This window comes from Vibrio sp. 10N.286.52.F8 (assembly GCF_041468745.1).
Taxonomy (GTDB): domain Bacteria; phylum Pseudomonadota; class Gammaproteobacteria; order Enterobacterales; family Vibrionaceae; genus Vibrio; species Vibrio crassostreae_C.
Genome location: NZ_JBFRJF010000003.1, coordinates 224,879 through 248,892 on the forward strand (window position 1 = coordinate 224,879; position 24,014 = coordinate 248,892).

Genomic DNA, 24,014 nt, shown 5'->3' on the forward strand with positions numbered 1-24,014 from the left:
TTAATAAGCAACAACAAACACAATATTAAAACTAGCAAAACATAAAAACCTAAATCACAGGAGTAGGGATATGAAAAAGTGGTTATTAGTCGCGGCACTTGCTGCAACTGCTGCAACGGGCGTAGCTCAAGCAAAAGAATGGAAAACAGTACGCTTTGGTATTGAAGGTGCTTACCCTCCATTTAGCTGGACAGAAGCTGACGGGTCACTGAAAGGCTTCGATGTCGATATGGCTAACGCACTTTGTACTGAAATGCAGGTGCAGTGTAAGATCGTTGCACAAGACTGGGATGGTATCATTCCTTCTCTACTTGCTCGTAAATATGATGCGATCATCGCGGCAATGTCTATCACGGAAGAGCGTAAGAAAAAAATCGACTTCACTGGTAAATACGCACTTATCCCAAACAAGTTCATCGCTAAGAAAGGTGCAGGCCTTAACTTTGATGATCTAAGCGGTCAAAAGATTGCAGTTCAACGTGCAACAACTCACGATAAATACCTAACAGACAACTACGGCGATACAGTAGAGATCGTTCGTTACGGTTCATTCGACGAAGCTTACCTTGATCTAGCAAACGGTCGTGTTGCTGCTGTACTAGGTGATGCATCTGCTCTAGAAGAAGGCGTGCTGAACAAAGCTGGTGGTGAAGACTACGAGTTTGTTGGCCCCTCTCTAACGGATCCTAAGTGGTTCGGTGAAGGTATGGGTATTGCTGTTCGTAAGCAAGACAAAGATCTGACTAAGCAATTAGATGCGGCAATCCTTTCACTACGTGAAAAAGGCATCTACCAAGATATCGCGGCTAAATACTTCAACTACGACGTATACGGTCAGTAATCTTTAGCGTCAATTCTTAAGGGAGAGGTTCTCCTCTCCCTGTCTTACCAACTTTTTCGCAGTTCTGTTGGAATCCATTATGTTTGATTTACAAGGATATGAAGCGTCGATCCTGAAAGGGGCGGTGCTCACAATCGAAGTTGCCTTGCTGTCGCTAATTTTAGCTATGGTTCTTGGTATGCTAGGTGCCTTAGCAAAACTCGCGCCTTATCGCTGGGCTCGTGCTATTGCAACCCTCTACACAACCGTCATTCGAGGCATTCCAGATCTCGTACTGATGATGCTGATTTTCTTTGGTGGACAAATCCTTTTAAACAACAGTTTGTATTCCATCAACGAGTGGCTCAACGAGTGGTTTGCATCCAGTGATCCTAACCACGAATGGACCGCTTACTTACCTGATTATATTGATGTCAGCCCATTTGTTGCTGGTGTCTTAACCATAGGCTTTATTTTCGGTGCCTATATGGCAGAAACGTTCCGTGGTGCCATCATGGCTGTCGACAGCGGTGAAATGGAAGCGGCAAAAGCTTATGGTATGAGCCCTGTAAAGGCGTTTCACCGCATACTGCTACCGCAGATGATTCGTCACGCATTACCGGGTTTTGGGAATAACTGGCTGGTATTACTTAAAACCACTGCGCTGGTTTCGATTATTGGCCTAGAAGACATGGTACGTGTTAGTGCACTGGCGGCGGGTTCAACCAAAATGCCATTCACTTTCTACATGACTGTGGCGATTATCTTCTTATTCTTCACCAGTGTTTCAACGGGCTTACTTAAGCTGGTTGAACGTAAATTCAGTATCCACGCGAGGTAGTTATGGACTTTTCATTGATAATTGAAAGCCTGCCGATTTACCTTGGTGGTTTATGGACAACGGCTTGGATGGTTTGCGTTGCTTTGATCATTGGCTTATTCGTCGCCATACCACTAGCTATCGCTCGTAACAGTCCAAATATGCTGATTAATGCTCCGGCTTGGTCATTCATCTATTTCTTCCGTGGTACGCCATTACTGGTTCAGCTGTACCTGATTTACTACGGTATGGACCAATTCTTCCCAGTGAAAGACACATTATGGGAAAACGCGTGGTTCTGTGCTTTGGTGGCATTCATTCTTAACACGTCAGCTTATACTGCTGAGATCATTCGCGGTGCGATTAATGGCTTACCGAAAGGTGAAGTGGAAGCAGCAAAAGCTTACGGCATGAGCACACCTAAGACTTACCGTCGTATCATCTTACCAAGTGCTCTACGTCGTGCATTACCGGCTTACAGTAACGAAGTTATCTTCATGCTTCACGGCTCTGCGGTAGCTGGTATCGTAACCATTATGGATCTAACCGGTGCAGCTCGTTTGGTTAACTCTCGTTACTATGCCCCATTCGAGTCTTTCCTAACGGCAGGTCTGTTCTACATGGCACTAACGTTCATCATCATCGCGATTTTCAAATTCGCAGAGAAGCGTTTCCTTGCTTATCTAAGACCCCTTAGCTAATTGCACGGTATTCACACAGTTAACAAAACGGCGCTCATTGAGCGCCGTTCTTATTTAGGGTTTGTATAGGAATTAGTTGAGTAGCTCTTTGAAGCAAAAAGGACTTATTACACAAGCAATAAGTCCTTTAACTTTGTTTCTGATTTACTAGTTCAAAAAGCAATTAAACTTCATTAACGCCAATGAAATCACCATCAAAGGATGCATCAGTGTAGATGATGACTTCTTTGCCTCCTTTGGTGAAGCTATAAGCGGTAATCGTTTCAGTTCCATCGAGTCCAAGTTTATCTTGCATATCTTGGTCTAGCGTCACTGATGTTGCGGTTTGGTATTGGAATCCTTGAAGATGACTTGCGTCGATATCTTCAATTCCTAAAGCAAAGAATTCAGCAACTTGGTCGTCGTTCTTTGCTCTATTACCATCAAGGTCATGGTTTTGATTGAAGGTTTTACCTAGAGAAATAGTCAGTTTGTCATTAGCTGAGTCTCCCCCTATGACTGCTTCAAACCCATTGATGTTTGACCCCTTCGACATGTCGATATCGACACCACCAGGGTCATTGGCGACCAGTACATCGAACCCTTTACCACCATGAATTAGAGTATCCTCTGCATCAAAGGCTACTGTATCGTTGCCTTTACCAGCACGGATTTCGTCTGCACCACCACCACCAATGATGATGTCATCGCCTTTACCGCCTTTGATATGGTCGATTCCGTCTCCGCCATCAAGCCAATCATCGCCTTTACCACCAAACAATTGCTCTGGTTGGTCGTCGATTTCAACGGTGGTTACCACATCATCGAAGTCACCATCACCGCCAGGGTTGTCATTCCAGAACTGATTTCCGAGTTCTGTACCCGGATTGAAGTTGTTAATGCCGCTAACATCTAAGGTAAGGTTGCCGTTACTACCGACTAAATCTTGTACGCCCAGCAAGAAGGGGTGGTCACTATTGTTAGAGCTGGTCGCTTGTTGAGTGTTTAAGTCAATTGCGATACTTTCGCCTGAGACGAAACCGTCATTCCCGCCATCTGGGATAATGAAGAACCCGAGCGTATCAACGCAATCATCACAGTGCCCCAAATCGAGACTAAAGCTGTTGCCAGCTTCAGAGTTTGGAAGGTGATCTTTCACATTCCCCCAAATGACTTCAGCGTTTACATTGCCTTCACTGTCTTTTGTGAAGTAACCAAACGAATTTTCGAAGCCCGCTTCGGTGCCTTCCATAGTGACGTCAATAGTCCCTCTGAAGCTACTTACATCGTAGTAACCCGTCTCAGGATCGAGTTCAGGTATGCCACCTTTGGCGTTGTCACCACCAAGAATGACATCGTCCCCACGACCACCGCGCAATATATCGGTTCCGTCACCCGTTAGGCCATCGGTGGTAACAGAAGTGACGTAGTAGTCACTTGAATCGGCATTAGCGTCTCCGTTTTTGTCAAATGCAGGACCAACGGCAGTAAACTGAAGTTCATCAAAGGCTTTAAAGCCAGTCTCATCAGGACCGATGTTTAGATAACCGCTGTTGTTATTGCCATCCGCTAAATCGCTCGCAATGAAATCGCCCTCAGCGACCAGAATACCTTCTCGATATGCTGCCCAATGGCCAGCCTCATCTACGCCATTGTCGCCTTCATTTAAGTAGAGGTTGGATATACCGACTTTAGCAATCATTGTATGTTCGTCTAAGCTGACAGAAAACATCTCTGATGCACCTTCACCAGAACCGCCGTCGTAGCTGAAGCCAATTTGAGCAAGCACGCCAGCCTCTGCTGCGCCATCTACCCCATAACCTGTACCGCCAGAACTTGCATTACCTGTATCAACGGTACCGACAGATCCATCAGCGTTGTAGGCGGTTGAATTTGCTGATAGGTCGACGGATGTCGTTGGCTCCGCTAATTCAAACTCGCCGGTTCCTTCGTTAAACGACAGCGCTTCAAAGTTATCGCCGATAATTACGTCATTCCCTTTACCGCCTCGAATCAAGTCGTTCCCAGCGGCGCCTTCATTTGCAGCGTCTGGCCCGTTATCACCAATGAGCACATCGTTATGCAGTACCTGCTTCAATGACACATTATCAATCAGAGCCCCAAAGGTGTCTTCTGCGCCGTCGGCAATAAAATTGAGTGAGTAATTTCCTGAAGAGAGATCGACATCTTCGCTAAACAGATCCCAATCATCATCGACGCCGTCAATGTCTTGGAAAGACTTCTCGAATACAACGTCGGTGCCCGCCATTATTTGGACTGTGAAAGGAGCGGTGGTGCTATCGCCTCCTTTATTACGGAAAGCGTAGGAAAAATCGAGTTGATATATACCGTCGTCATCGACCGTAAATGTTTGGGAGACGGTTGAATTTGAATTCGCGCCATGCGAGTCTAATTCTAGGAAGTGACCACTGGCGATATCAGTCCCGTAACCATCAGCTGGGACACCGCCATGCAGTTGTTCTTGAATCTCGATACTGCCAACCTCGGCGTTCCATGCACCGGCGCTTGGCGCTGTTCCCCATGTATTGCCAAGGTCAAAAGCTTCAAAATCACCATCGCTGATTAGGTTTTCGCCAAATTCTGCACCAGCGCCTCTGTCACCATAAATAATGTCATTGTTCGCACCGCCTTCAACATAATCATCACCGGCACCTGCAACCACAATGTCGTCAACACACTCTTCTCCTAGCGCTTCTAAATCTTTATCGCGTGCCGCGCTTAAATCGCGGTTAACGCCGGCTTCATCACCAGCATTGAGCGAATGATTCCAAGCTTCAACCACATCGTTTCCGGCACCTGCTTTAATTGTGTCCGATCCACGTCCAGCAGCGATAAAGTCATCGCCGCTGCCGGCATGCACAATGTCGTCGCCTTTACCGGCTCGTACTTCGAGGTTATCGCCGCTGAGGTTAGAAAGGTCATTGTTGACATCTCTAGATTCTGGGGTGGGGAGGTTAGGACCATCTACTAGTATATTGGTATCATTGCTACCATTACTTTTCAGTCCTGCTGCTGTATTGGTTACTTCTGCCATCGTTTTTTCCTCACATATCATTCGATACATAGAGGCAGCCCAGCCATCTCGGCTTCATCCCTGAGATCTGGAGCTTTCCGTCCTCACCTCACGATGAGTTTGGCTTTATCTTCTTTGTGCGCTTGGTTAAATTTCTCTCATTGCCTTATAGGCGCTCACAGAGAGTGGGTTGAGTAGATACTCGAGCGGTGTTTGTTGCTCAAGTAATATCATCACTTCTGCGGGCATGCCCGGATACAATGAGATGTTTTCTAATGCTTCTAGCTCAGACTTATCTAACGATACTCTCGCTAAGTAAGCAGAAGATCCTGTAGCTTGATCGCTAATGCGGTCAGCCGAAATATGGACTAATTTTCCACGAATCGGTGGTGTTTTACGGAAACTGTATGCAGTCAGTCTTACTTGGGTATCCAAGCCAATTCGTAAGGCTTCGATGTCTTCTGGCTTCACTAACGCTTCTACAATCAACTCGTCATTTTGCGGAACCAATTCCATCAAGGTTTCACCGGGTGGAACGATGGCATTTTCGGAGACCACATTAAGTCCAACCACCACACCACTTTGAGGTGCTCTTATTTCAACCCGGGTAAGAATATCTTGAGCATTGACCATAGCCTCTCTGGTTTCATTCAGCTTTCTTTCTAAATCTTGTATCTCTTCGCCGAGCGTTTTGGCGTAAGTATAATCGGCGTTAATCAGCTCTAATTTCGCTTCGGCGATGGTGCGTTTGGCGTGGCCAATCCTAGCTTTGAGGTCAGCAATGTTACCTTGTAATTGAGAGCGTTCTCGCTGTAAATCCAATAACCGAGATTTGGATGTGTTACCGGAAACAAGCAAATCTTGGTGCATTTGTACCTGTTCTTCTAAATACTTCAGGCTTCGGTTTCCGGCTAAGAATCGTTGTTGGAAGCCTTGCAGATCAAGTTTTGATTGCTCGACTTTTTGCTGTAACACATCGGATTCACCTGATTTTAACGATTGTCTTTTGCTGAAAAGCTTACTCTGCGTATCAAGTAAGCTTGATACGTTTGGGTCGCTCATGAGGGAGAGTAATCTCATATCAAATTTAATTTCTTGATGGCTCGCTAACTCTGATTGTAAGCGGTTCAGCCGCGCTAAATCACTTTGCCACTGAGCTCTTAGCCTTAGAAGCGATGCTTGAGCTTGTGTGTGACTTAACGTGATGAGTAGTTCGCCTTTTTGAACATGATCGCCGTCAGAAACATGGACGATTTCTACAATCCCGCCCTCTAAATGTTGAATGGGTTTTCGCTTTGATTCTACGATAATCACGCCAGGCGCGATGGCAGCAGAAGAAAGCGGGGCTAGGTATGCCCAAGCGGCAAAGCCTCCTAGAGTAGTCACAAGAACTAACCAGATGAACACCTGTATTTTGAATGTAGAAAAGATCAGTTTTCTACCATCGTCGAAGTGAATACCTTTGTCGTCATGATGAATACTAGCCATTCGACACCTCCGGAGAAGCGACATTGAAGAGCGACCGAACCACTTTACTCGCTTCGCCTGCTTGTGTTATCTGGCCGTTTTTCAATTCAACAACCCAATCGACATGTCTGAGTAAGCTTGGGTTATGCGTTACCATCACGACAGAAATGGATTTCTCTTTCGCCAATTGTAATAGCGAAACAAGAAACTCTTCGCCTTCTTTGTCGAGATGTGAATCGGGCTCATCAAGCACGAGTAGCTTAGGTGAGAAAACTAATGCTCTTGCGATGGCAAGTTTCTGGGCTTGTCCACCAGATAACTGATGACCAAAAGAACCGATAATCGTTTCATATCCATTCGGTAAGGCGACAACAGCGTCATGCACACCGGCTTGAATAGCGGATCTGACGATTTGGCTATCCGTAACGTTGGAATCAAATCGGGCGATATTTTGTTTTACAGTGCCATGTAAAAAGTCGATGTGCTGAGGAACATAACCGACGGTGTGTTTGAACTGATTCAGATTCCACAACTCAACATTGAGTCCATCGATAGAAATGCCACCTTTTGAGGGCGATATGCCGTTAGTGATCATTTTGCAGAGGGAAGACTTACCTGACCCGCTAGGGCCTATCAATGCGACTCGATTTCCTGATTCCAGTCTTAGCTTCAAACCATTAAGAGTCGGCTTGTTAAGGTTTTCAGAGGCGAACCATGTGACGTTGTCGATGACCAGATCACCTTTAATGATTTCTAACTCGGTTCGCTCGGTATGTTTAGTATGAGAAGCAAATTCCTTAGCTAAGCGTTTGTTTGCATCCAAACCAGTTTTCCATGCTTGAATACCACTAGAGAGCATCTCAATAGGCTGGAGTGCTCTCGCCATTAGGATTGAACCCGCAATCATACCACCAGCAGACATGGCATTTTGAATGACTAGGCTTGCTCCGACAGCCATGATGATGAGTTGAAGGACCATACGTATGTAACGAGAAAATGCACTCAGTGAACAGGTGGCTTGATCTAAATGGCTTCGAGACCAGCTCTTTTCCGCCAATATTTCTTGGTAGGTTTGACTTAAACCTTGTTGTTGATGTTGGCTAAAAATCGTGGCGTGTTTTTGAAAGCACTCGTCGTTTTTTCTTTGTGTTGCGAGCTGGCTTAAATAAGTGGTTTTAAAGTGCTTAGATTTAACCCAATGAGAAAGCAATGTTGTCATGAGAATAAAAACAACGGCACCCACACCGACTAATCCTATATATGGATGAATCGCAAACATAATGATAAGAAACAGGGGAGTGAACGGCAGATCAAACATGACAAAGTAGGCAGGAGAAGAGAGTAGGCTCTTTACCTCACTTATATCGTTGAACAGATGCTTTTCTTTTGATTTCGATGAGAAGGAGGTTTGTTCAAATAGCTGCTGAGACGCGATAAATTCAAATTTTATCGCTTTCTTTTGTGCATACTTGGCTCTAGACGCGTCAAGGAACGCTTGGGCTGTAAGTAGGAACACAGCAATGAAAGCCAAGAATAGAAGCGTATCTAAACTTTGACTTGAGAGGACTCGATCAAACACTTGAAGGCTGAATAAGGGAACGACTAACATCAATACGCTGATCGCTCCGCTGACCACCATCATCGGAAGTAAACTACGCAGATTAATTGGATTTATACCGGCCCAAGGCTTTGCGTCCATACAAAACTCTCTCCATTGGTTGTCCAAATAGTATAGATGGGCAGTGGCGAGAATGTGAACTATCTCAAGCTTTTTGAGTGGATTTGAGCTACGTAAAAAAAATGCACAAGCTAAACAAAAGCTTGTGCATTTTTGATTTGAAATTTAATTTGGATTTTATTTAAACGTTGACCAAATCGGAGCGTGATCTGACGGTTTTTCAATGCCGCGTAGCTCGTAATCGATGCCAGCTTCAGTACACTTATCAGCAAGCTTTTGAGTCGCAAGGACTACATCAATACGCAGGCCACGGTTGTCCACGAAACCTTTTGAACGGTAATCAAACCACGAGTATTGGTCATTCACTTCAGGGTGAAGCAAACGGAAGCTGTCTACAAAGCCCCAGTCCATCAATGTTTTCAACCATTCGCGCTCTTCTGGTTGGAAAGAACATTTACCTGTCTTTAACCAACGTTTCGCATTAGGTTCACCAATGCCGATGTCTGCGTCGATAGGGCTGATATTAATGTCGCCCATCACAATCACTTGCTCACCTTTATTGTGATAGTCGTTTAGGTAAGTCATTAAGTCTTTGTAGAACTGGCGTTTGTACGGGTACTTTGTTTCATGCTTGATGTTATCCCCTTGAGGGAAGTAGCCATTTAGCACGGTAACCTTTTCACCATTTTCATCTTCAAACGTCGCCATGATCATGCGTTTTTGATGGTCTTCATTATCTGTTGGGAAACCCTTCTGCACAGAAATAGGCTCTTGCTTACACAACATTGCCACACCGTAGTGGGCTTTTTGACCGTGGAAGTAAACCTTATAGCCCATTGCTTCAACATCAGCAATTGGGAAGGCTTCATCGTGCACTTTTATCTCTTGCAGACCAATCACGTCGGGTTGGTGTTTGTCGATAATAGCTTGCAGTTGGTGAAGGCGGGCTCTAAGACCGTTGATGTTGAAGCTAATTACTTTCATTTGTTTTTATACCTCTCGTAAACCTTTGTCACTGCTTGTTTTTAAAGGTTTTTGATTTGGTGGATTTCATGGTTCATCGTATTTAACCATGCTTAATAATTTCTGTCGCCACTTTGTAGAGACAAAATGGCGACATTAAATGATGTGAATACTTACAGTTACGTAGAATCTATTGAGTCTTAAGTAAATCCAAAAAGAACGCGTATTCAAGTGCGTCTTCTTTTAATCGTTTAAATCGGCCAGAAGCGCCACCGTGACCGGCTTCCATATCGGTTTTGAACAGCAATACGTTGTTGTCTGTTTTCATTTCACGCAGCTTCGCAACCCATTTCATTGGCTCAAAGTACTGCACCTGTGAGTCATGCAGGCCTGTCGTTACCAACATGTTCGGGTAGTTTTGTACCTTAATGTTGTCGTACGGTGAGTACCCCAGCATGTAATCGTAGTAGGCTTTATCGTTCGGGTTACCCCATTCGTCATACTCATTGGTGGTTAGAGGGATCGATTCATCGAGCATGGTTGTCACAATGTCTACAAACGGAACATGTGCACCAATACCACGGTACAGTTCTGGTGCTTGGTTGATGATTGCTCCCATCAATAGACCGCCAGCAGACCCCCCAACGGCGAACACTTTATCTTTCGCGCCGTAGCCTTCTTCAACAAGCTCTTTGGTTACATCAATAAAGTCGTTGAACGTGTTTTGTTTGGTCAGTTTTTTGCCATCTTCATACCAAGGGCGACCAAGCATTTCTGAACCGCGGACATGTGCGATGGCATAAACAAAACCTCTATCCAGTAGGCTTAGGCGAGTTGAGCTGAAGGTAGGTTCAATCGTAGAGCCGTAAGACCCATAGCCGTATTGGTAGATTGGGTTAGTGCCGTCTTTCTTAAATAAGTCTTTACGATAAACCAAAGAGACAGGAACTTGCTTACCATCGCGAGCCGTAATCATGATTCGCTCTGATTGGTAGTTATCCGCTTCGAAATCACCTAATACGGGTGTTTGCTTCATGAGTTCGGATTCACCTGTACTTAGGTCGAAATCATAGTAAGTACCTGGCGTGGTTAAGCTGCTGTAATAGATACGAACTTTTGCGTTATCTAATTCATAGTTACTCGTTAGGTAAGCGGCAAATGCGGTGTCGTTAAATTCAAGTGGAAACTCGTGGCCTGTTGAGAGTTGGCGAACTTTCACTGTAGACAAGCCATCCGCGCGTTGCTCGTAGACAAGATGGTCATCAAACAACTCGAAATCTACAAGCTGAGTATTATCGTCTGCTGGGATGACATCGACCCATTTTGAGCGATCATGCATCTCTTCGGTTGTGACTTTCATTAAACGGAAGTTGACCGCTTGGTAGTTGGTGTAGATGTAATACCAATCACCTAGCTTAGCGATGCTGTACTCTATGCCGGTCTCTTTTGGGTAGAAAGCCTCAGCTGTAGCCTTTGGGTTGTTGGCATCGATGACTGAGACACCGCTGGTTTCTGTGCTCGAATGCCAAATGTAGACCTGTTCTCCATCTTTGCTTTTACTCAAAGAGGTGTAGTAAGCGCTATCGGCTTCTTCGTAGATTAACTGATCGCTTGCCTGAGCTGTGCCTAACACGTGGCGGTAAACTTGATAACCCAGCAATGTTTGTGGATTTTTTTTGATGTAGTAGAAGGCTTGGTTGTCGTTTTGCCACGCGATAGCACTTGAAGCGCCTTCAATTTCATCTTTTAGGTATTCACCTGTTGTGAGGTCTTTGATCTTGATGGTGTAAATGCGGCGGCTTAGCGTATCTTCGCCATAGGCCAACAAGTTTTCGTCTGGGCTGATCGTTAAGCCACCAATACTGAAGAATTCATGCTCTTTTGCTAGCTCGTTTACATCTAAGATGACTTGCTTGTCTGTGCCTAAAAAGTTTTTTTCACGCAGGTGAACTGGGTATTCGTTGTCGCCTGTCACCTTATTCGAGTAGTAGTAACTGCCTTTGCGAACCGGTACCGAATTGTCGTCTTTCGCGATTCGGCCTTTAATCTCTTCAAATAATTGTTTTTGTGCTGCTTCTGTATGTTTCAACACCGTATCTGCGTACTGATTCTCTTGCTCAAGTTGTTGCAATATCTCTGGATCTTGGCGTGCATCATCGCGCATCCAATAGTAATCATCGATTCGGGTTTCACCATGAATCGTCATTGCGTGAGGGACTTTCTTAGCAACGGGTGCTTGGGTTTGCTGAGCGACGAGCTGTGATTGAGAGTAGTGGTTCATGGTTGAGATTCCTTGATTGCTGCATCCGGCGACAAGCGCTATTGATACGGCTAATGTGGTTAAAGCGATACGCATCTGTATATCCTTAGTGTGTACCTTACTCGTTTTAATGCCAGCATCCTTTGTTGTGAGAGTTCAGGTACGTTGGTGTTCTTCCAGTGATATTATTTATAATTGGATTCTGGATATGCACCTTCATCGTAAGTGTCTGTTATTGTTTTCAAAAAATCAAAGCAATGTTAAATGAAATTACTGATACGTGAGAGTGGAAGGAATAAATGTGCAACAAAAAGGGACACACTTTTCAGTATGTCCCTTTCCTTTGTTTAGCAAGATTCGAGTTTTACGTTAAATAGCCAATGGCATTTCGTTTGAGTGGTCAGGTTTACGATTAACCCAACGTAAACCAAGCATAGCGATGAATGACATAGCAATCATCAGGCAACCGAGTGGCAGTTGGTCTTGAGCTGGGAAGAACGATGCCAATAGTGTTGCGATGCCAGCACCTAGGTTTTGCATACCACCTAAAATCGCACCTCCAGTACCAGCGTGGTACGGGAATGGCGAAAGTGCCCCTGTTGTTGCTGCTGGGAATAATATGCCAGCGCCCAAGAAGTAAATTGTGGCACCGCCAATCAAAGTTAATGCTGTTGTTTGACCAAACAGACCCGGTATCAATACCACTGTTGAGCCTACCAATATCGCAACCAGACCAACATTCAATGCACGGCGCTCAGAGCGACGTTGTGCGATGTAACTAGATAAGCCTGCACCGACTAAGTAACCTGGAATAGGCAAGACAAACAGCAAGCTTACTGTGGTTGCCGGTAAGCCAAGTACGCCACCAAGCAACACACCTGCCGCTGCTTCAAATACGGCTACACCAGCAAAGGTTGCGACTAATACCAATAAGAAACCTTGGAAACGTTTATCAGACAGAACGAACTTGTAGCTGTTGGCAACCGATTCATGCTTGCGTCGTTCTTTCGGCAGTGTTTCCATCATGCTCGTCATCATAGTGATCACAACAGCAATACCAAACAGCGCAAGGAATAAGTAGCTAGAACGCCAGCCGAAAACTTCTGTTAGGTAACCACCCAGTACAGGAGCCATCAATGGTGAGAAAATCACACACATGCTAATCAAGCTGTTTGCACGGTGCAGCTCTGCGCCTTCAAAACAGTCGCGAGTCAATGTACGAGACATCGCACCACCACAACCGATGCCCAAACCTTGGATAAAGCTGCCCGCTAAGAACCATTCATATTCGTGAGCGAACAATGCTACCAAAGTACCGATGATGTAGATGATCAAACCAATCACGATGATCGGTTTACGACCTAGGCGATCTGAAAGTGGGCCGTAAACAAATTGCGACAGACCATAAGGGATCAAGTAACACGCCATCACTGCCTGCAGTGAAGATGCCGAAACTAAGAACTCACCTGCCATATGACCGATAGAAGGCACGTACATCGTTTGAGTCATTTGACCTACGGCAGTCAGAATAGCGATTAAAAAGGTAAGTTTCGCTAATGGAAACGAGGCGGACATTTGCGTATCTCTCCAAAAATTAAGACGTAAAAAGCCTTAGCGCTCCATTAAAGGAGAGCGAAATGAATAAAGTGTTCAGGGAATCTAGGCGTGAGATATTAGAGCTTGATTGCGGGCTTAGCAATCAAAAAGTGTGAAATTGATCAAGATAAAAATCTATAACTTGGATTATAAAAACTAATCCGAAGTTACTGCATTTTAAAGAGGGAGAGGGTGGAGTGGGCTTCCTTTAAATATCGATGTTCTGGCTATGTCCAAAGCGCTAAAACCTAAGCAACACAGCTAATGATTATATGAGTACATCATTTGAAATCACAGAAAAAAGGAAGAAAACACGCTCTATTAACATTTGTATAAACTTTCGTTTTATATGTAAGCAATTTGTGCTGTAATTATCCGCTAAGCTATTCGTCTAACTCATTTACATTGTGTACAGCAATTCGTTGCCGATGTGATAGTTATGGTTATGGAAGTCTTTTGGCTTAAATAAGGATATTAAATGCGCTCTCTATCGGTACAGTGGAAAATAACCCTCTTAGCAGGTTGTTGTTTAATCATTACGTCACTGTCTCTTATTGGTTTCTCGATCTACAACGCGACGAGCAATCAACAAGTCATCAAATCTCAAAGTTCAGAATCAGTTATCAATAAAACTCAGCAGTTGCTGGCGTCTGTTTCTCAGCTAAACGCTCAAGAAACTCAACGTTATGTAGACGAAGCTATTTACCGCGCAGAGATGCTTGCGGCCAGTGCTCAGTTTCTAAAAAACAATGCAGACGAAAACTTTACACCAAGTGAAGAGCTTCGTACCGCCTTGGATGAAATGGTTCGTCGCTCGGTTTTAAACTTCGACTCTATTCAAGGAGCGTATCTAGTTTTCAAGCCTGACTTGCTCGATAGTGAAGATGCGAATTATGTCGATGCTGATTATGTTGGTTCTAACGAAAAAGGTCGTTTTGCTCCTTACTGGAAGGTGGCAGATAACGGTGAAAATGTTCTAGCGAACGTTCTTTCAGAATCTATCTTGAATGATGACAGCAATAGCGAACGTTTTTACTGTCCTTTGTCTTCAGGGCAAACGTGTATTAGTACGCCGAGAGTCGTGAACAGCGGTGGTGTAGCACTACTTACGTCCTCTATTTCAGTCCCTATTTTGGTTGACGACGTTGCTATTGGTTTTCTTGGTATTGATCTAAGACTTGATGGTTTAACCAGTGTGATTACTCAATCTGACCAGAGCTTGTTTAACGGTGCGGGTAAAGCTTACGTGGTTAGTCTAGATGGTTCGGTCATCGCTTCTGATGATTCAAGCATTGCAGTCGGTTCAACTTTCCAAAGTGGCAATACAAACAGTGATTTAATGACCGACTTTATCTTTGGTGGTGAAGTGACAACGCAATGGAGCGAGAACGGTGAGTGGTTACTTGCCTTTGCACCTGTTGTTGCAGCTAACCAAACTTGGGGGGTGTTGTTTGAGATCCCAAGAGACAGTGTCGTCGCTGACGCAAATAAATTGGATTCCATCATTAGCACTAAGCTAAGTGAAGGCATCAAAACAGAAGTGATCGCCGGTACAGTGTTTATTATCTTTGGCTTAGCCATTATCGCGTTTGCCTCGTTGTCTATTGTGAAGCCGATTCGTCAGGTTGTGGAAAGGTTGAATGACATCGCTTCAGGTGAAGGTGATTTGACGCAGCGCTTGGAAGTGAAGTCTCAAGATGAAATCGGTCAGTTGTCAAAAGGATTTAACCTGTTCCTAGATAAGCTGCAACACACAATCAAAGAAGTCATTCACACCACAGAACAAGTGGCAAATACTACCAGCCAAGCGAAAGCATCAGCATCAAGTACTCGTGAAAGCAGCGAGTCTCAATTTAAAGAAGTGGATCTAGTCGCGACAGCGGCCGAAGAGATGACTCAAACTGCGGGCTTAGTGGTACAAAATGCAGAAGTGGCCGTTGATGCAGCGTGCGAAGCGAATCGTTCTGCTCAACAAGGGCAACAAGTCATCGAACTTTCAGCAGGTGAAATGAGAAAGCTGGTGGAGCGTATGTCGAGTGCTGTTCCTATTGTTGAAGAATTGGCAAAAAATAACGGAAACATCACCGAGATCTTAAGTGTGATTGAAGGGATCTCTGAGCAAACTAACTTACTGGCATTGAACGCGGCGATTGAAGCGGCTCGTGCTGGCGAACAAGGTCGAGGTTTTGCTGTTGTTGCGGATGAGGTAAGAAACCTCGCAAGTCGCACCCAGTCATCGGTTGGTGAGATCAGAGCGGTGATCGACAAGGTTCATGCTGGAACTCAAGATGTCGTTGAAGCAATACAAGAAGGCAATATCCTAGCTAACGATACAGCACTACACGTTCAGAAAGCAGTTGAAGATCTGGGGTCGATCTTTACTTCTATTGAGGCGATCAGTGATATGAACAGTCAGATCGTTCGAGCAGCCGAAGAGCAACAATCGGTTTCCGGTGAAGTAAATCAAAGCGTGGTTAATATTCGCGATTTGAGTGCGAAGATCTTGGAGCAAGCCGCGGCTTCTGAGCAAGTCGGCAATGAAATTGACCAACTGTCTCAACAACAACAGAAGTTGGTCAATCAGTTCAAGGTATAAGCATTAAGCCTTAACCAGTTCTTGAATAGAAAAAGGGACAAATGAAGATTTCATTTGTCCCTTTTTTAATTGTTTATTTAGAGGCTATGCAATAACCAGCGGTTGACGCTGCTTACTCTTCGATAAACCAGTAGCCTTTGTTGACCAATTCAGTCACGACAGTTATGCCCGAAGGAGATAGGGCAGTAGCCGAGGTAATCATGGTCTCATCGCAAAGTATGTTGAGTAACGAAGAATCCGCTTCATCAACCTTAACCACTTCGCCATTGATGTAAGCAGTGTTGCTTTCATTTTCGTGGTAGAGCGCCTTTAAGCCTGATACTCGGTGAATCTCACCTTCAGACTCTAAGTGTTGAGCGATCTCTTCTTGAGTCCATAGTGGCTCTGGAGCAACGATATCAAGCTGGTGGCGTGATTGGCTTAGCAGACAACCCATGAATTCACTGATGGTTTCAGGTTGCTCTAGTGCAGATTTCAACATGCCTGTGAGATTACTTAAATCCGATGAACGAATTCTTCCGTAGCCTTCTTGCATTTTGAATTCTGGATCGTGCAGGTGTACGTCACCCATATCATGAGCAAGCACAAAATCGGCAAAGTTGCTGATCAGTTCTTGTTCTTTAGGCGAGCGGTAGCCAATAGAGTAGCTCATTGACGGCTCTAACGTGCTCCCTTCATGTGGGAAACCTGGTGGGATATAAAGGATATCGCCCGGCTCTAAAGTTTCATCAATGATTGGGTCAAAACCTTCAATTTGACGAAGTGCAGACGCTTGAACAGTCTCTTTGTATTGGCCAACATCTTTAGCGCCAACCTTCCATTGACGTTTGCCTTGACCTTGAATGATGAAGACATCGTATTGATCAATATGTGGGCCTACGCCGCCTTCAGGTGCTGAGTAGCAGATCATGAGATCGTCGAATAACCAGTTTGGTAACGCTTGGAACGCCTCAGTCAGCTGATTTGCGCCTTGGTGCCAGTGGTTCGCTGCTTGAACGATCAGTTGCCAATGAGTTTCGGTTAATTCGCCAAACTTTTCTTCAGAGAATGGGCCGTGTTCTGCAGTCCACTGATTGTCGAGGTTAGAGACAAAGCGAGAATCCACTTCTTCTTCCATCGATAAACCAGCAAGTTCTTCCGGCGAAATTGGGTCGACGAAGTTTTGGAAGCCACCCTTTAAGATGGTTGGTTTTTTATGCCAGTAGTTTTCAAGAAACTCGGGCATAGAAAAGCTGAGTTGGTACATGTGAATCCTGTATATTTTTATGCTAGATGCTAGATGCTAGTTTGGCTTGTAAATCTTGCTGGACAATTTTGATTGCTTCTAACGCGACTTTTGGATCGATTTCGTTGCTTTCGAGCAGATAGATCAGGTCGACAGCTAACTTAACTTCTTCTGGTGCGTTATCCAGTGGTGATGGTGTGTTATCAGTGTTCATTTCGCTTAGGGTTCTCTAAGTTAATCAGTCTCTCAATATTTTTCATTGAGTCTTCACAGCGTTCTAATCGCTCTTTTGCTAACTGCCAAGCCTCTTCCGCTTTTTTCTTACTGTGGCGAGGCGCAGAATCAAACGCTAACTTTCGTACTCGTACTAAATCGACCAATCGCTTTTGCCAGTCTTGGTGCTGGGCGAGTTCGTTGTATAGGTCGTTCAGGGTTTTCCCTGACTTACTTCTTCGGTCCAAGCGTAAATCGTGGTTGGCTAACTCTCTTTGGATTGCTGCAATCTGATTGGTCAGCTTTTCTGTCAGGTAGTTGGCTCTGGATGCGGTCAGTTGATTTGTGGTTTGTTCACGTACAATGGTGCAGTAGGTTGCCTGAGTTTCAAGTGCATAGGGAAGCAAAACAGAGGCGCCACATTTAAATAAGGCTCGGTCAAACAAGGCTTGATGATAAGCCCCTCGAGATTTATCAACCTGAGAGCAATGGCCGATCAAGGTATCAATGACACTTTTTAGCTTTGAAAATTGATTCATTTCACTTCCCGTTGGCTACTGCCTATAAGTTCACAAACCAAGCTTCGTATGCCAGTTTAATTGCAAGTACGCTTACCACGGTAACAAACACAGGTCGTATAAATGTAGCGCCGAAACGAATAGCAGAGTGAGCACCAACAAACGCACCGGCCATCAAACAAAGACCCATGGTTAAACCTAGAACCCAATCAATATGACCAAGAATCGCGAAGGTCACCAAAGAGGTAAAGTTACTGGTAAAGTTCATGGCTTTGGATAGACCAGAGGCAAGTAAGATATTTAAGCGATAAAGCGCCATAGAGCTTACCGTCCAAAACGCGCCAGTTCCTGGACCAGCAACCCCATCATAAAAGCCAAGAATGAATCCTTGGTACTTTTGTTTTCTCTTAAGCACAGGGCAAGGTTTAGGAGACACATTATGGCTCACATCTGGAGTCTTATGAAAAATGGTATAGACCGCTGCGGCAAGAATGACTAACGGCAATACCTTCTCTAACCACTCGGTGCTAATGGCATCAACAGTGAGTGTGCCGATTGTCGCACCTATTAAAGTAGATATGAATGCATTGACCCAACACTCAGGCTTGAACAGCTTTTTACGGTAGTAAGTGAATGCAGCTGTAGATGAAGCGAAAGTCGCTGCAAGCTTGTTAGTACCCAATGCGATGTGTGGCGGTAAACCAAGCGATAGCAAAGCTGGAACGGTTAACATCCCTCCGCCACCTGCGACAGCATCAATAAAGCCTGCTGCAAATGCAACCAGAGCAAGTATGACCAACATGGTTGGCTCAATCATTTCCATAAATAGCTAGTGTTCTCGTTATCGGCTGATAGGGCAGCCACATGAAAAACCGATGGATTAGTCATGTTGGGTTGTGAATGCAAGGGCCTAGCGATGAAGGCCCATAACTACCTCAAGGGCAGGGGATATTAGTATTTTATTGTTCTTTTAAAAGGCGGTAGTGAATCGAGTAGGGACTTTCCGTATCGCTTCGTTACTATGCGTCTATCAAGGATCGTGACTTTACCAGAATCTCTTTCCTTACGCAGTAGTCTACCCACAGATTGAATAAGCTTTTTACTCGCATCTGGAACAGTAATCTGCATAAAAGGGTTACCACCGCGTGATTCAATATATTCTGAATGTGCTTGCTCTACGGGAGAGGTAGGAACACCAAAAGGAATCTTGGTAATAACGAGGTTTTCAAGAAGCTCACCCGGTAGATCAAGACCTTCAGAAAAGCTGCCAGTTCCAAAAAGAACGCTGGTTTTACCTTGGTCTATTAGCTTTTTATGTTTTTTTATAATTTCAGTTCGTGAAGTATCGCCTTGAACCTGCAATGCCCACGACTTTTTAACGAAATCTGTTGTTAAAGCCTCTGCAACTTTGTTCATTTGCCAGTAAGAAGAGAATAGAACGAGATTGGCTTTTTTGTCTTCTATTACCTTAGGCAAAATTTCAATAAGATATTCGGTAAACTGAGGTGCTTGTGGTTCGTACTTCATTGCCGGAACGATCAACTCAGCTTGATTCTGGTAATCAAACGGTGATGCCAAAGCCAAAAATTGTACGCCATCTTCTGCTTTTTGGCTGATACCTGCTTGATGACAGAAAAAGCTGAAAGAGTTGAGCGCCCTCATGGTCGCAGATACTAATACGGCACCCACACAGCGGCTCCAGATTTGTTGATCCAGTTGCCAACCTACCTCTAGTGGCGAAACATTCACAACGAAATCGCCTTCGCTTTCTTTGTTAAGTTCGAGCCAACGAGCCAAAGGAGCACCTTTTTCTCTCTTCGGTTCAGCCATTAAGCGCCAAACTTGAGCAAGGTTCTCTGTTCTTTGTATATAGAAGCCAATTTCTGCCAGTGCCGGCTCTGCAAGCTTTGCTGAAAGCTCGCCGTCTTTAACTCGTTCCGCAATCAGGTCTGCAATCTTCGCAACTGTTTGGCTCGCCTTTTGTGTGAGTTGCTTGAGGTCTTTTGATTCATTCTCAAGCCACTCAGGTAAGTCGCCATGTTCGAAGCGATACAAGCCGTCTTCAAAGTGGTTAGCGTCAAACTGTTTACTCATTTGAGTCAGGGTAGGGATCAGCTGTTGCACTGAGTCTTGCAGCTCATTTCGAAATCGATGGACACGTTTCTCGTCAGCGAGGCCTGAAAGCTTAGTGATTGATTGATTCAAACGCTCCAACCACGATGCTGCGCCTTTTAAGCTCGCAGCCGCAGAAGAGTGATCTCTGGCTACATGCGGTAAATGGTGAGCTTCATCGAATATATAGATGCTATTTTCTGGTTCAGGCAGTATCACGCCGCCGCCTAAGTCTGCATCAGCCATCACTAAACTGTGATTGGCGATAATCACGTCTGCTTTATCTAGCTCTGAGCGAGCTTTCTGGAAAGGGCAGTCTCTATGCGTAGGCATACTGTTGTTACAGCTGTGCTTATCGCTGACAATCATCTGCCAAATCATGTTGTCGATGGGTTTTGGCCACGAATCACGGTCACCATCCCATTTACCTTGGGTTAGGCTACGATACATGGTTTGAAGTTGGTCGATATCCTTCTTCTTTGGCTTAGATTCGAACATGGCCATTTGTCCGCCATCAACCCCGCAGGCAGCGGCTAGCTTTTCGGAACAACAATAACGCTGTCTGCCCTTCGCTAATATGAAAGAAAACTCTCGATCAGTCAGTCTTCTATATAGAGGGAGATCTTTATTGACGAGCTGTTCTTGTAGCGCAACCGTCGCCGTTGATATGACTATTTTTCGGTTATTGAGCACAGCGACAGGAATAGTTGCCATTAAATAAGCCAGTGATTTCCCGATCCCGGTTCCCGCTTCTGCAACAATCATGCGATTACTTTTGTGGTATTGACCACAAAGTGTCTTCGCTATTTCTGCAACAAGGTAATTTTGAGCACGTCGAGGTACAAAGTTGTCCAACTGATCTTGGAGGTTTTGATAACTGGTGCGAATAGATTTTTGAATTTTAGTAGTTAGCATACTGTGACCTACGTAACGGAGCGAGGATAGTAGCACATATCACTAGTCGGTACATTTACGGTGAAATAGCTTGCTTTTGAATCAAAGGTAGATCTTGTTCACAAAAAAAAACTGAACCATCAGGAACTTAACTATTTTATTTATGTTGCGAAATATAAATATTAAAAAAGACTTGCTTGTAGGTGTTAAATCCTGAGATGTGGCGTTTTTACAAGTTGTTTGTGGTGTTAAATGCTGTTTTGTTCTTTTTTTGGATTATTATATTTCCTGGTAAAACTAAGGATAAGCTGCTCGTAAAACTATGAAAAAAAATGTAAGTAGTTGATTTTGATTGCTTTGTGTTTTTTTTAGGTTTGTTTTTAGTTTATTTGACACGCAGGATAATCTTTTGCAATCTAGACCTCGAAATTTAGTGACGGTGATTAACCAACAAAGAGTGGTAATGACCAGTCATAAAAATAAAAGGGAACCGGGCAAGGATCTCCCATTCTTAGAAAAGGCAGTGGATTTATTATGAAAAAGACTCTATTAGCGCTAGCTATCGCAGCTACAGCAACTTCTGTAAACGCAGCAGAAATTTACTCTAACGACGATACTAAAGTTGGCCTAAAAGGCGAGGTAGATATCTACCTATCTCAATCTGAAGTAGACAAAAACCTAACTGAAACAACTAAGAACGAAGCTGACGTTTCTACTTGGGCTAAAATCCAACTTGACGCTGAGCAGAAGCTTAACGATCAGTTCACAGCATTCGCATCTTTCGAAATCGAAACTGACGGCAGCAACGCTAAGTTCGATGACGTTCTAGCTGGTTTTAAAACTGACACTTGGGGTATGGCTTTCGGTGAAACTGGCGACCTAGCAGAATCTGCTGACGCTATCCAGAAAGATGATATCACAAACGAAGGTAACTACATGGGCTCTACTGGTGGTCACCACCGCGAGTCTTCTGGCCACGGCGCTGTATTCAAAGGTCAATTCGTTGAAGGTTTCACAATCGTAGCTGACGTTAACACTGATTCTACTGAAGACGTTGACAACACTTACGGTATCTCTGCAGATTACGCATTCAGCAACTTCTCTATCGGTGCTTCTTACATCACTGGTGACGCTGCTAAAGACGTAGATTACTCTCTTGCTGGTGTTTCTGCTTCTGCTGAATTTGGTGGTTTTTACTTAGCGCTTACTTACGCACAGTTTGAAGGCAACCAAGGTTACGGTTACTGGGACCTATCTGACATCGCTGCTGATTCTTACGGCAACGGTGAAACTATGGGTATCGCAGCTGCTTACCAAATCGACGCTGTTCGTCTATACGCTACATACTCTGTAGCAACAACTGACGAAATCGCTACAGCAGCGGGTACTTCTAAGATCTCTGATATCGACTCTACTAACCTAGTTGTTGGTGTTGATTACGCATTCCGTGACAACATCCTATTCCTAGCTGAATACCAAACTGCTGATTTCGAATACGCATCACAAACTCTAGATGCTGACGGCGTTATCGCTGGTGTTTACTACACATTCTAATCTGTAGTTAACTATGCTATACAAAAGCCAGCTATTAGCTGGCTTTTTTACATTTATTGATTAAGGAATCGTACATGAACAAGTGGTATTTGAGTTTTGTCTGTCTATTCTCTGCACCATACGCAACGGCTGCTCTTGATTTGGCTTCTGGTATTTCGCTAAATACTTTGAACGGTGAGGTTGTTGAAAGTGTGGAAGACGCTGTATTCACCTCAGGTGAAAACCAACTCGTTTTAGATTACACAGGGTATTTGAGCGATAAAGGCAAACGCGAGTTTATCAGTACAGTTCCTTACATTATGGTAGTTAATGTTCCCGAAAATGCTGATGTTGATATTGATCTTCTAAGTAGAAAGTACGCTAAAATCGAAAAAAATGTAGACAGAGAACTTCCTATATTCAGTATCTCTGTAAACGGTGATGATGCAGAAGTCGTGCAAGAAGTTTTGCCTCCATCTCAAGGTGCACTGCCTTACAGCGATATCCCTCAGTTGGTTAAAGACTACAACCAAGAAAGAGGCTTAGTTTTTGATTCAGGCAAGATTCGTTCGTTGAAAGAAGAGCTAGCGGCGGTACAAACTGGTGCAGTAGTTGGAGCAACGGTAGCTGGCGACAGTACTGTGCAAGAGTCTGAAAATACGCTTCAACTTAAGCTATGGTATTCAAGAGCAAATGAAGAAGAGCGTAAAGCATTCCAAAAATGGTTAATTGACCAAAAGTAATCAATCTTCACGTACAAAAAAGCGAGACGTAAATCTCGCTTTAATATATTGCTATGAGTTAAATCTCTTTCCACTCACCAGGCTGCAGCTGCCCCACATTCATATTACCCATTGAGTAACGGATAAGACGCAGGGTAGGGAAGCCGATATTGGCTGTCATTCGTCTTACCTGACGGTTACGTCCTTCAATGATTGTAATAGCCAACCATGTTGTCGGTATCGCGGCTCTGAAGCGTACTGGAGGATTTCTATCCCACACAACAGGTTCAGACATCACCTCAACCTGAGCGGGCAGTGTCATGCCGTCTTTTAGTTCGACACCTTTTCTCAATTTATCTAAATCTTCCTCAGAAGGTGCGCCTTCAACCTGTACCCAGTAAGTCTTTGGGGATTTTGAGTTTGGTTGAGTTAGCTTAGCTTGAAAAATACCATCGTTGGTCAAGACCATTAACCCTTCGCTGTCGCGGTCAAGGCGACCTGCAGCATAAACGTCTTTCACTGGAATAAAGTCCGCTAGCGTTTTTCTCCCTTCGCCATCTGTAAATTGGCTTAGAGTATCGAAAGGCTTGTTGAACAGAATTACTTTGCGATCTTCGAGCGCAACCTTAGGTTTTGCATTGGTAGGCTTGCCTTTATATCGGTGCTTGCTTGAGTGAGATTTGTTGTGCGAATTGCCAGTGTTATTCTTATCACTGCTTCGGCTTTGTCTATTACCGCTTTGTTTTAATGTTGCACCAGAACGAGCCGGTTTGTCTGAACGAGATGCGCTGCGTGAGCGAGTAGACATGTTAACTACCTTGCAAAAATGTAAACGAAGTGTGCTGAAAAGTTTTCACTGAAACGGAATTGAGCTATCATTTGC

Annotated in this window: 18 protein-coding genes and 1 riboswitch; of the genes, 6 read left to right on the top strand and 12 right to left on the bottom strand. The window is 44.3% G+C overall.

Going from position 1 to position 24,014, the window contains the following annotated elements; translation table 11 throughout:
* Positions 1–70 precede the first annotated feature (70 nt).
* The 3 genes from AB4133_RS01315 (at position 71) to AB4133_RS01325 (ending at position 2,341) form a co-directional block, all read left to right on the top strand.
* Entirely contained in the window at positions 71–841 is a 771-nt protein-coding gene (locus AB4133_RS01315; protein ID WP_017062125.1) for an ABC transporter substrate-binding protein, read from the top strand.
* A gap of 79 nt (positions 842–920) precedes the next feature.
* Complete coding sequence (locus AB4133_RS01320) at positions 921–1,661, top strand: ABC transporter permease (protein WP_017062124.1); 741 nt, start codon at positions 921–923, stop codon at positions 1,659–1,661.
* Between the two features lie 2 nt (positions 1,662–1,663).
* Positions 1,664–2,341 carry an ABC transporter permease gene (locus tag AB4133_RS01325; RefSeq protein WP_017062123.1) on the top strand — a complete coding sequence of 226 codons (678 nt, stop codon included), beginning with the start codon at positions 1,664–1,666 and terminating at the stop codon, positions 2,339–2,341.
* A 163-nt stretch (positions 2,342–2,504) separates the two neighbouring features.
* Here the strand turns inward: AB4133_RS01325 and AB4133_RS01330 are convergent, their stop codons facing one another.
* The 6 genes from AB4133_RS01330 to emrD all read right to left on the bottom strand — a co-directional run bounded on the left by AB4133_RS01330 (position 2,505) and on the right by emrD (position 13,297).
* The gene (locus AB4133_RS01330; RefSeq protein ID WP_372154921.1) at positions 2,505–5,375 is read right to left on the bottom strand and encodes a hypothetical protein; all 2,871 of its coding nucleotides are present in this window, start codon (positions 5,373–5,375) and stop codon (positions 2,505–2,507) included.
* A gap of 30 nt (positions 5,376–5,405) precedes the next feature.
* Positions 5,406–5,489, bottom strand: a riboswitch (cyclic di-GMP riboswitch).
* 12 nt (positions 5,490–5,501) lie between these two features.
* On the bottom strand, positions 5,502–6,842 hold the full coding sequence (locus AB4133_RS01335) for an HlyD family type I secretion periplasmic adaptor subunit (protein WP_372223807.1): 1,341 nt from the start codon (positions 6,840–6,842) through the stop codon (positions 5,502–5,504).
* On the bottom strand, positions 6,835–8,520 hold the full coding sequence (locus AB4133_RS01340; RefSeq protein WP_372223808.1) for a type I secretion system permease/ATPase: 1,686 nt from the start codon (positions 8,518–8,520) through the stop codon (positions 6,835–6,837). Before AB4133_RS01340 ends, AB4133_RS01335 begins: the two co-directional genes overlap by 8 nt.
* Positions 8,521–8,676: 156 nt before the next feature.
* Positions 8,677–9,483 (bottom strand): exodeoxyribonuclease III, encoded by an 807-nt coding sequence (gene xthA / locus AB4133_RS01345; protein WP_372054635.1) that lies wholly within the window; start codon positions 9,481–9,483, stop codon positions 8,677–8,679.
* Positions 9,484–9,652: 169 nt separating this feature from the next.
* Entirely contained in the window at positions 9,653–11,743 is a 2,091-nt protein-coding gene (locus tag AB4133_RS01350) for a S9 family peptidase (RefSeq protein ID WP_017065926.1), read from the bottom strand.
* Positions 11,744–12,091: 348 nt separating this feature from the next.
* Entirely contained in the window at positions 12,092–13,297 is a 1,206-nt protein-coding gene (emrD, locus tag AB4133_RS01355; RefSeq protein ID WP_017065927.1) for a multidrug efflux MFS transporter EmrD, read from the bottom strand.
* 499 nt (positions 13,298–13,796) lie between these two features.
* Between emrD and AB4133_RS01360 the strand changes: the two genes are divergently transcribed.
* Positions 13,797–15,914, top strand: a complete 2,118-nt coding sequence (locus AB4133_RS01360) for a methyl-accepting chemotaxis protein (RefSeq protein WP_017070026.1) — start codon at positions 13,797–13,799, stop codon at positions 15,912–15,914.
* A gap of 112 nt (positions 15,915–16,026) precedes the next feature.
* Here the strand turns inward: AB4133_RS01360 and AB4133_RS01365 are convergent, their stop codons facing one another.
* From AB4133_RS01365 to dinG, 5 genes are all read right to left on the bottom strand, one after another.
* On the bottom strand, positions 16,027–17,160 hold the full coding sequence (locus tag AB4133_RS01365) for a JmjC domain-containing protein (RefSeq protein WP_372223809.1): 1,134 nt from the start codon (positions 17,158–17,160) through the stop codon (positions 16,027–16,029).
* A 22-nt stretch (positions 17,161–17,182) separates the two neighbouring features.
* On the bottom strand, positions 17,183–17,353 hold the full coding sequence (gene rsmS, locus AB4133_RS01370; RefSeq protein ID WP_017055021.1) for a pleiotropic regulatory protein RsmS: 171 nt from the start codon (positions 17,351–17,353) through the stop codon (positions 17,183–17,185).
* The gene (locus AB4133_RS01375) at positions 17,343–17,891 is read right to left on the bottom strand and encodes a primosomal replication protein (protein ID WP_372223810.1); all 549 of its coding nucleotides are present in this window, start codon (positions 17,889–17,891) and stop codon (positions 17,343–17,345) included. The genes rsmS and AB4133_RS01375 overlap by 11 nt, the downstream gene beginning before the upstream one ends.
* 22 nt (positions 17,892–17,913) lie before the next feature.
* Complete coding sequence (locus AB4133_RS01380) at positions 17,914–18,693, bottom strand: TSUP family transporter (protein WP_017062114.1); 780 nt, start codon at positions 18,691–18,693, stop codon at positions 17,914–17,916.
* A 128-nt stretch (positions 18,694–18,821) separates the two neighbouring features.
* Positions 18,822–20,897, bottom strand: a complete 2,076-nt coding sequence (gene dinG, locus AB4133_RS01385) for an ATP-dependent DNA helicase DinG (protein WP_372223811.1) — start codon at positions 20,895–20,897, stop codon at positions 18,822–18,824.
* 513 nt (positions 20,898–21,410) lie between these two features.
* Here dinG and AB4133_RS01390 point away from each other — a divergent pair.
* The gene (locus tag AB4133_RS01390) at positions 21,411–22,430 is read left to right on the top strand and encodes a porin (RefSeq protein WP_104216125.1); all 1,020 of its coding nucleotides are present in this window, start codon (positions 21,411–21,413) and stop codon (positions 22,428–22,430) included.
* Between the two features lie 74 nt (positions 22,431–22,504).
* The gene (locus AB4133_RS01395; protein WP_102398103.1) at positions 22,505–23,152 is read left to right on the top strand and encodes a DUF2057 family protein; all 648 of its coding nucleotides are present in this window, start codon (positions 22,505–22,507) and stop codon (positions 23,150–23,152) included.
* Between the two features lie 58 nt (positions 23,153–23,210).
* Here the strand turns inward: AB4133_RS01395 and AB4133_RS01400 are convergent, their stop codons facing one another.
* Positions 23,211–23,939 (bottom strand): pseudouridine synthase, encoded by a 729-nt coding sequence (locus tag AB4133_RS01400; protein ID WP_136973574.1) that lies wholly within the window; start codon positions 23,937–23,939, stop codon positions 23,211–23,213.
* Positions 23,940–24,014: the final 75 nt, after the last annotated feature.

Excerpts from the sequence above, each read along its gene's own strand:
- dinG (WP_372223811.1), bottom strand. The coding sequence starts at position 20,897 with ATGCTAACTACTAAAATTCAAAAATCTATTCGCACCAGTTATCAAAAC.
- AB4133_RS01325 (WP_017062123.1), top strand. The coding sequence starts at position 1,664 with ATGGACTTTTCATTGATAATTGAAAGCCTGCCGATTTACCTTGGTGGT.
- AB4133_RS01365 (WP_372223809.1), bottom strand. The coding sequence starts at position 17,160 with ATGTACCAACTCAGCTTTTCTATGCCCGAGTTTCTTGAAAACTACTGG.
- AB4133_RS01320 (WP_017062124.1), top strand. The coding sequence starts at position 921 with ATGTTTGATTTACAAGGATATGAAGCGTCGATCCTGAAAGGGGCGGTG.
- AB4133_RS01335 (WP_372223807.1), bottom strand. The coding sequence starts at position 6,842 with ATGGCTAGTATTCATCATGACGACAAAGGTATTCACTTCGACGATGGT.
- AB4133_RS01330 (WP_372154921.1), bottom strand. The coding sequence starts at position 5,375 with ATGGCAGAAGTAACCAATACAGCAGCAGGACTGAAAAGTAATGGTAGC.
- AB4133_RS01400 (WP_136973574.1), bottom strand. The coding sequence starts at position 23,939 with ATGTCTACTCGCTCACGCAGCGCATCTCGTTCAGACAAACCGGCTCGT.
- AB4133_RS01395 (WP_102398103.1), top strand. The coding sequence starts at position 22,505 with ATGAACAAGTGGTATTTGAGTTTTGTCTGTCTATTCTCTGCACCATAC.
- AB4133_RS01340 (WP_372223808.1), bottom strand. The coding sequence starts at position 8,520 with ATGGACGCAAAGCCTTGGGCCGGTATAAATCCAATTAATCTGCGTAGT.
- AB4133_RS01315 (WP_017062125.1), top strand. The coding sequence starts at position 71 with ATGAAAAAGTGGTTATTAGTCGCGGCACTTGCTGCAACTGCTGCAACG.
- AB4133_RS01380 (WP_017062114.1), bottom strand. The coding sequence starts at position 18,693 with ATGGAAATGATTGAGCCAACCATGTTGGTCATACTTGCTCTGGTTGCA.
- AB4133_RS01375 (WP_372223810.1), bottom strand. The coding sequence starts at position 17,891 with ATGAATCAATTTTCAAAGCTAAAAAGTGTCATTGATACCTTGATCGGC.
- AB4133_RS01360 (WP_017070026.1), top strand. The coding sequence starts at position 13,797 with ATGCGCTCTCTATCGGTACAGTGGAAAATAACCCTCTTAGCAGGTTGT.
- rsmS (WP_017055021.1), bottom strand. The coding sequence starts at position 17,353 with ATGAACACTGATAACACACCATCACCACTGGATAACGCACCAGAAGAA.
- AB4133_RS01390 (WP_104216125.1), top strand. The coding sequence starts at position 21,411 with ATGAAAAAGACTCTATTAGCGCTAGCTATCGCAGCTACAGCAACTTCT.
- emrD (WP_017065927.1), bottom strand. The coding sequence starts at position 13,297 with ATGTCCGCCTCGTTTCCATTAGCGAAACTTACCTTTTTAATCGCTATT.
- AB4133_RS01350 (WP_017065926.1), bottom strand. The coding sequence starts at position 11,743 with ATGAACCACTACTCTCAATCACAGCTCGTCGCTCAGCAAACCCAAGCA.
- xthA (WP_372054635.1), bottom strand. The coding sequence starts at position 9,483 with ATGAAAGTAATTAGCTTCAACATCAACGGTCTTAGAGCCCGCCTTCAC.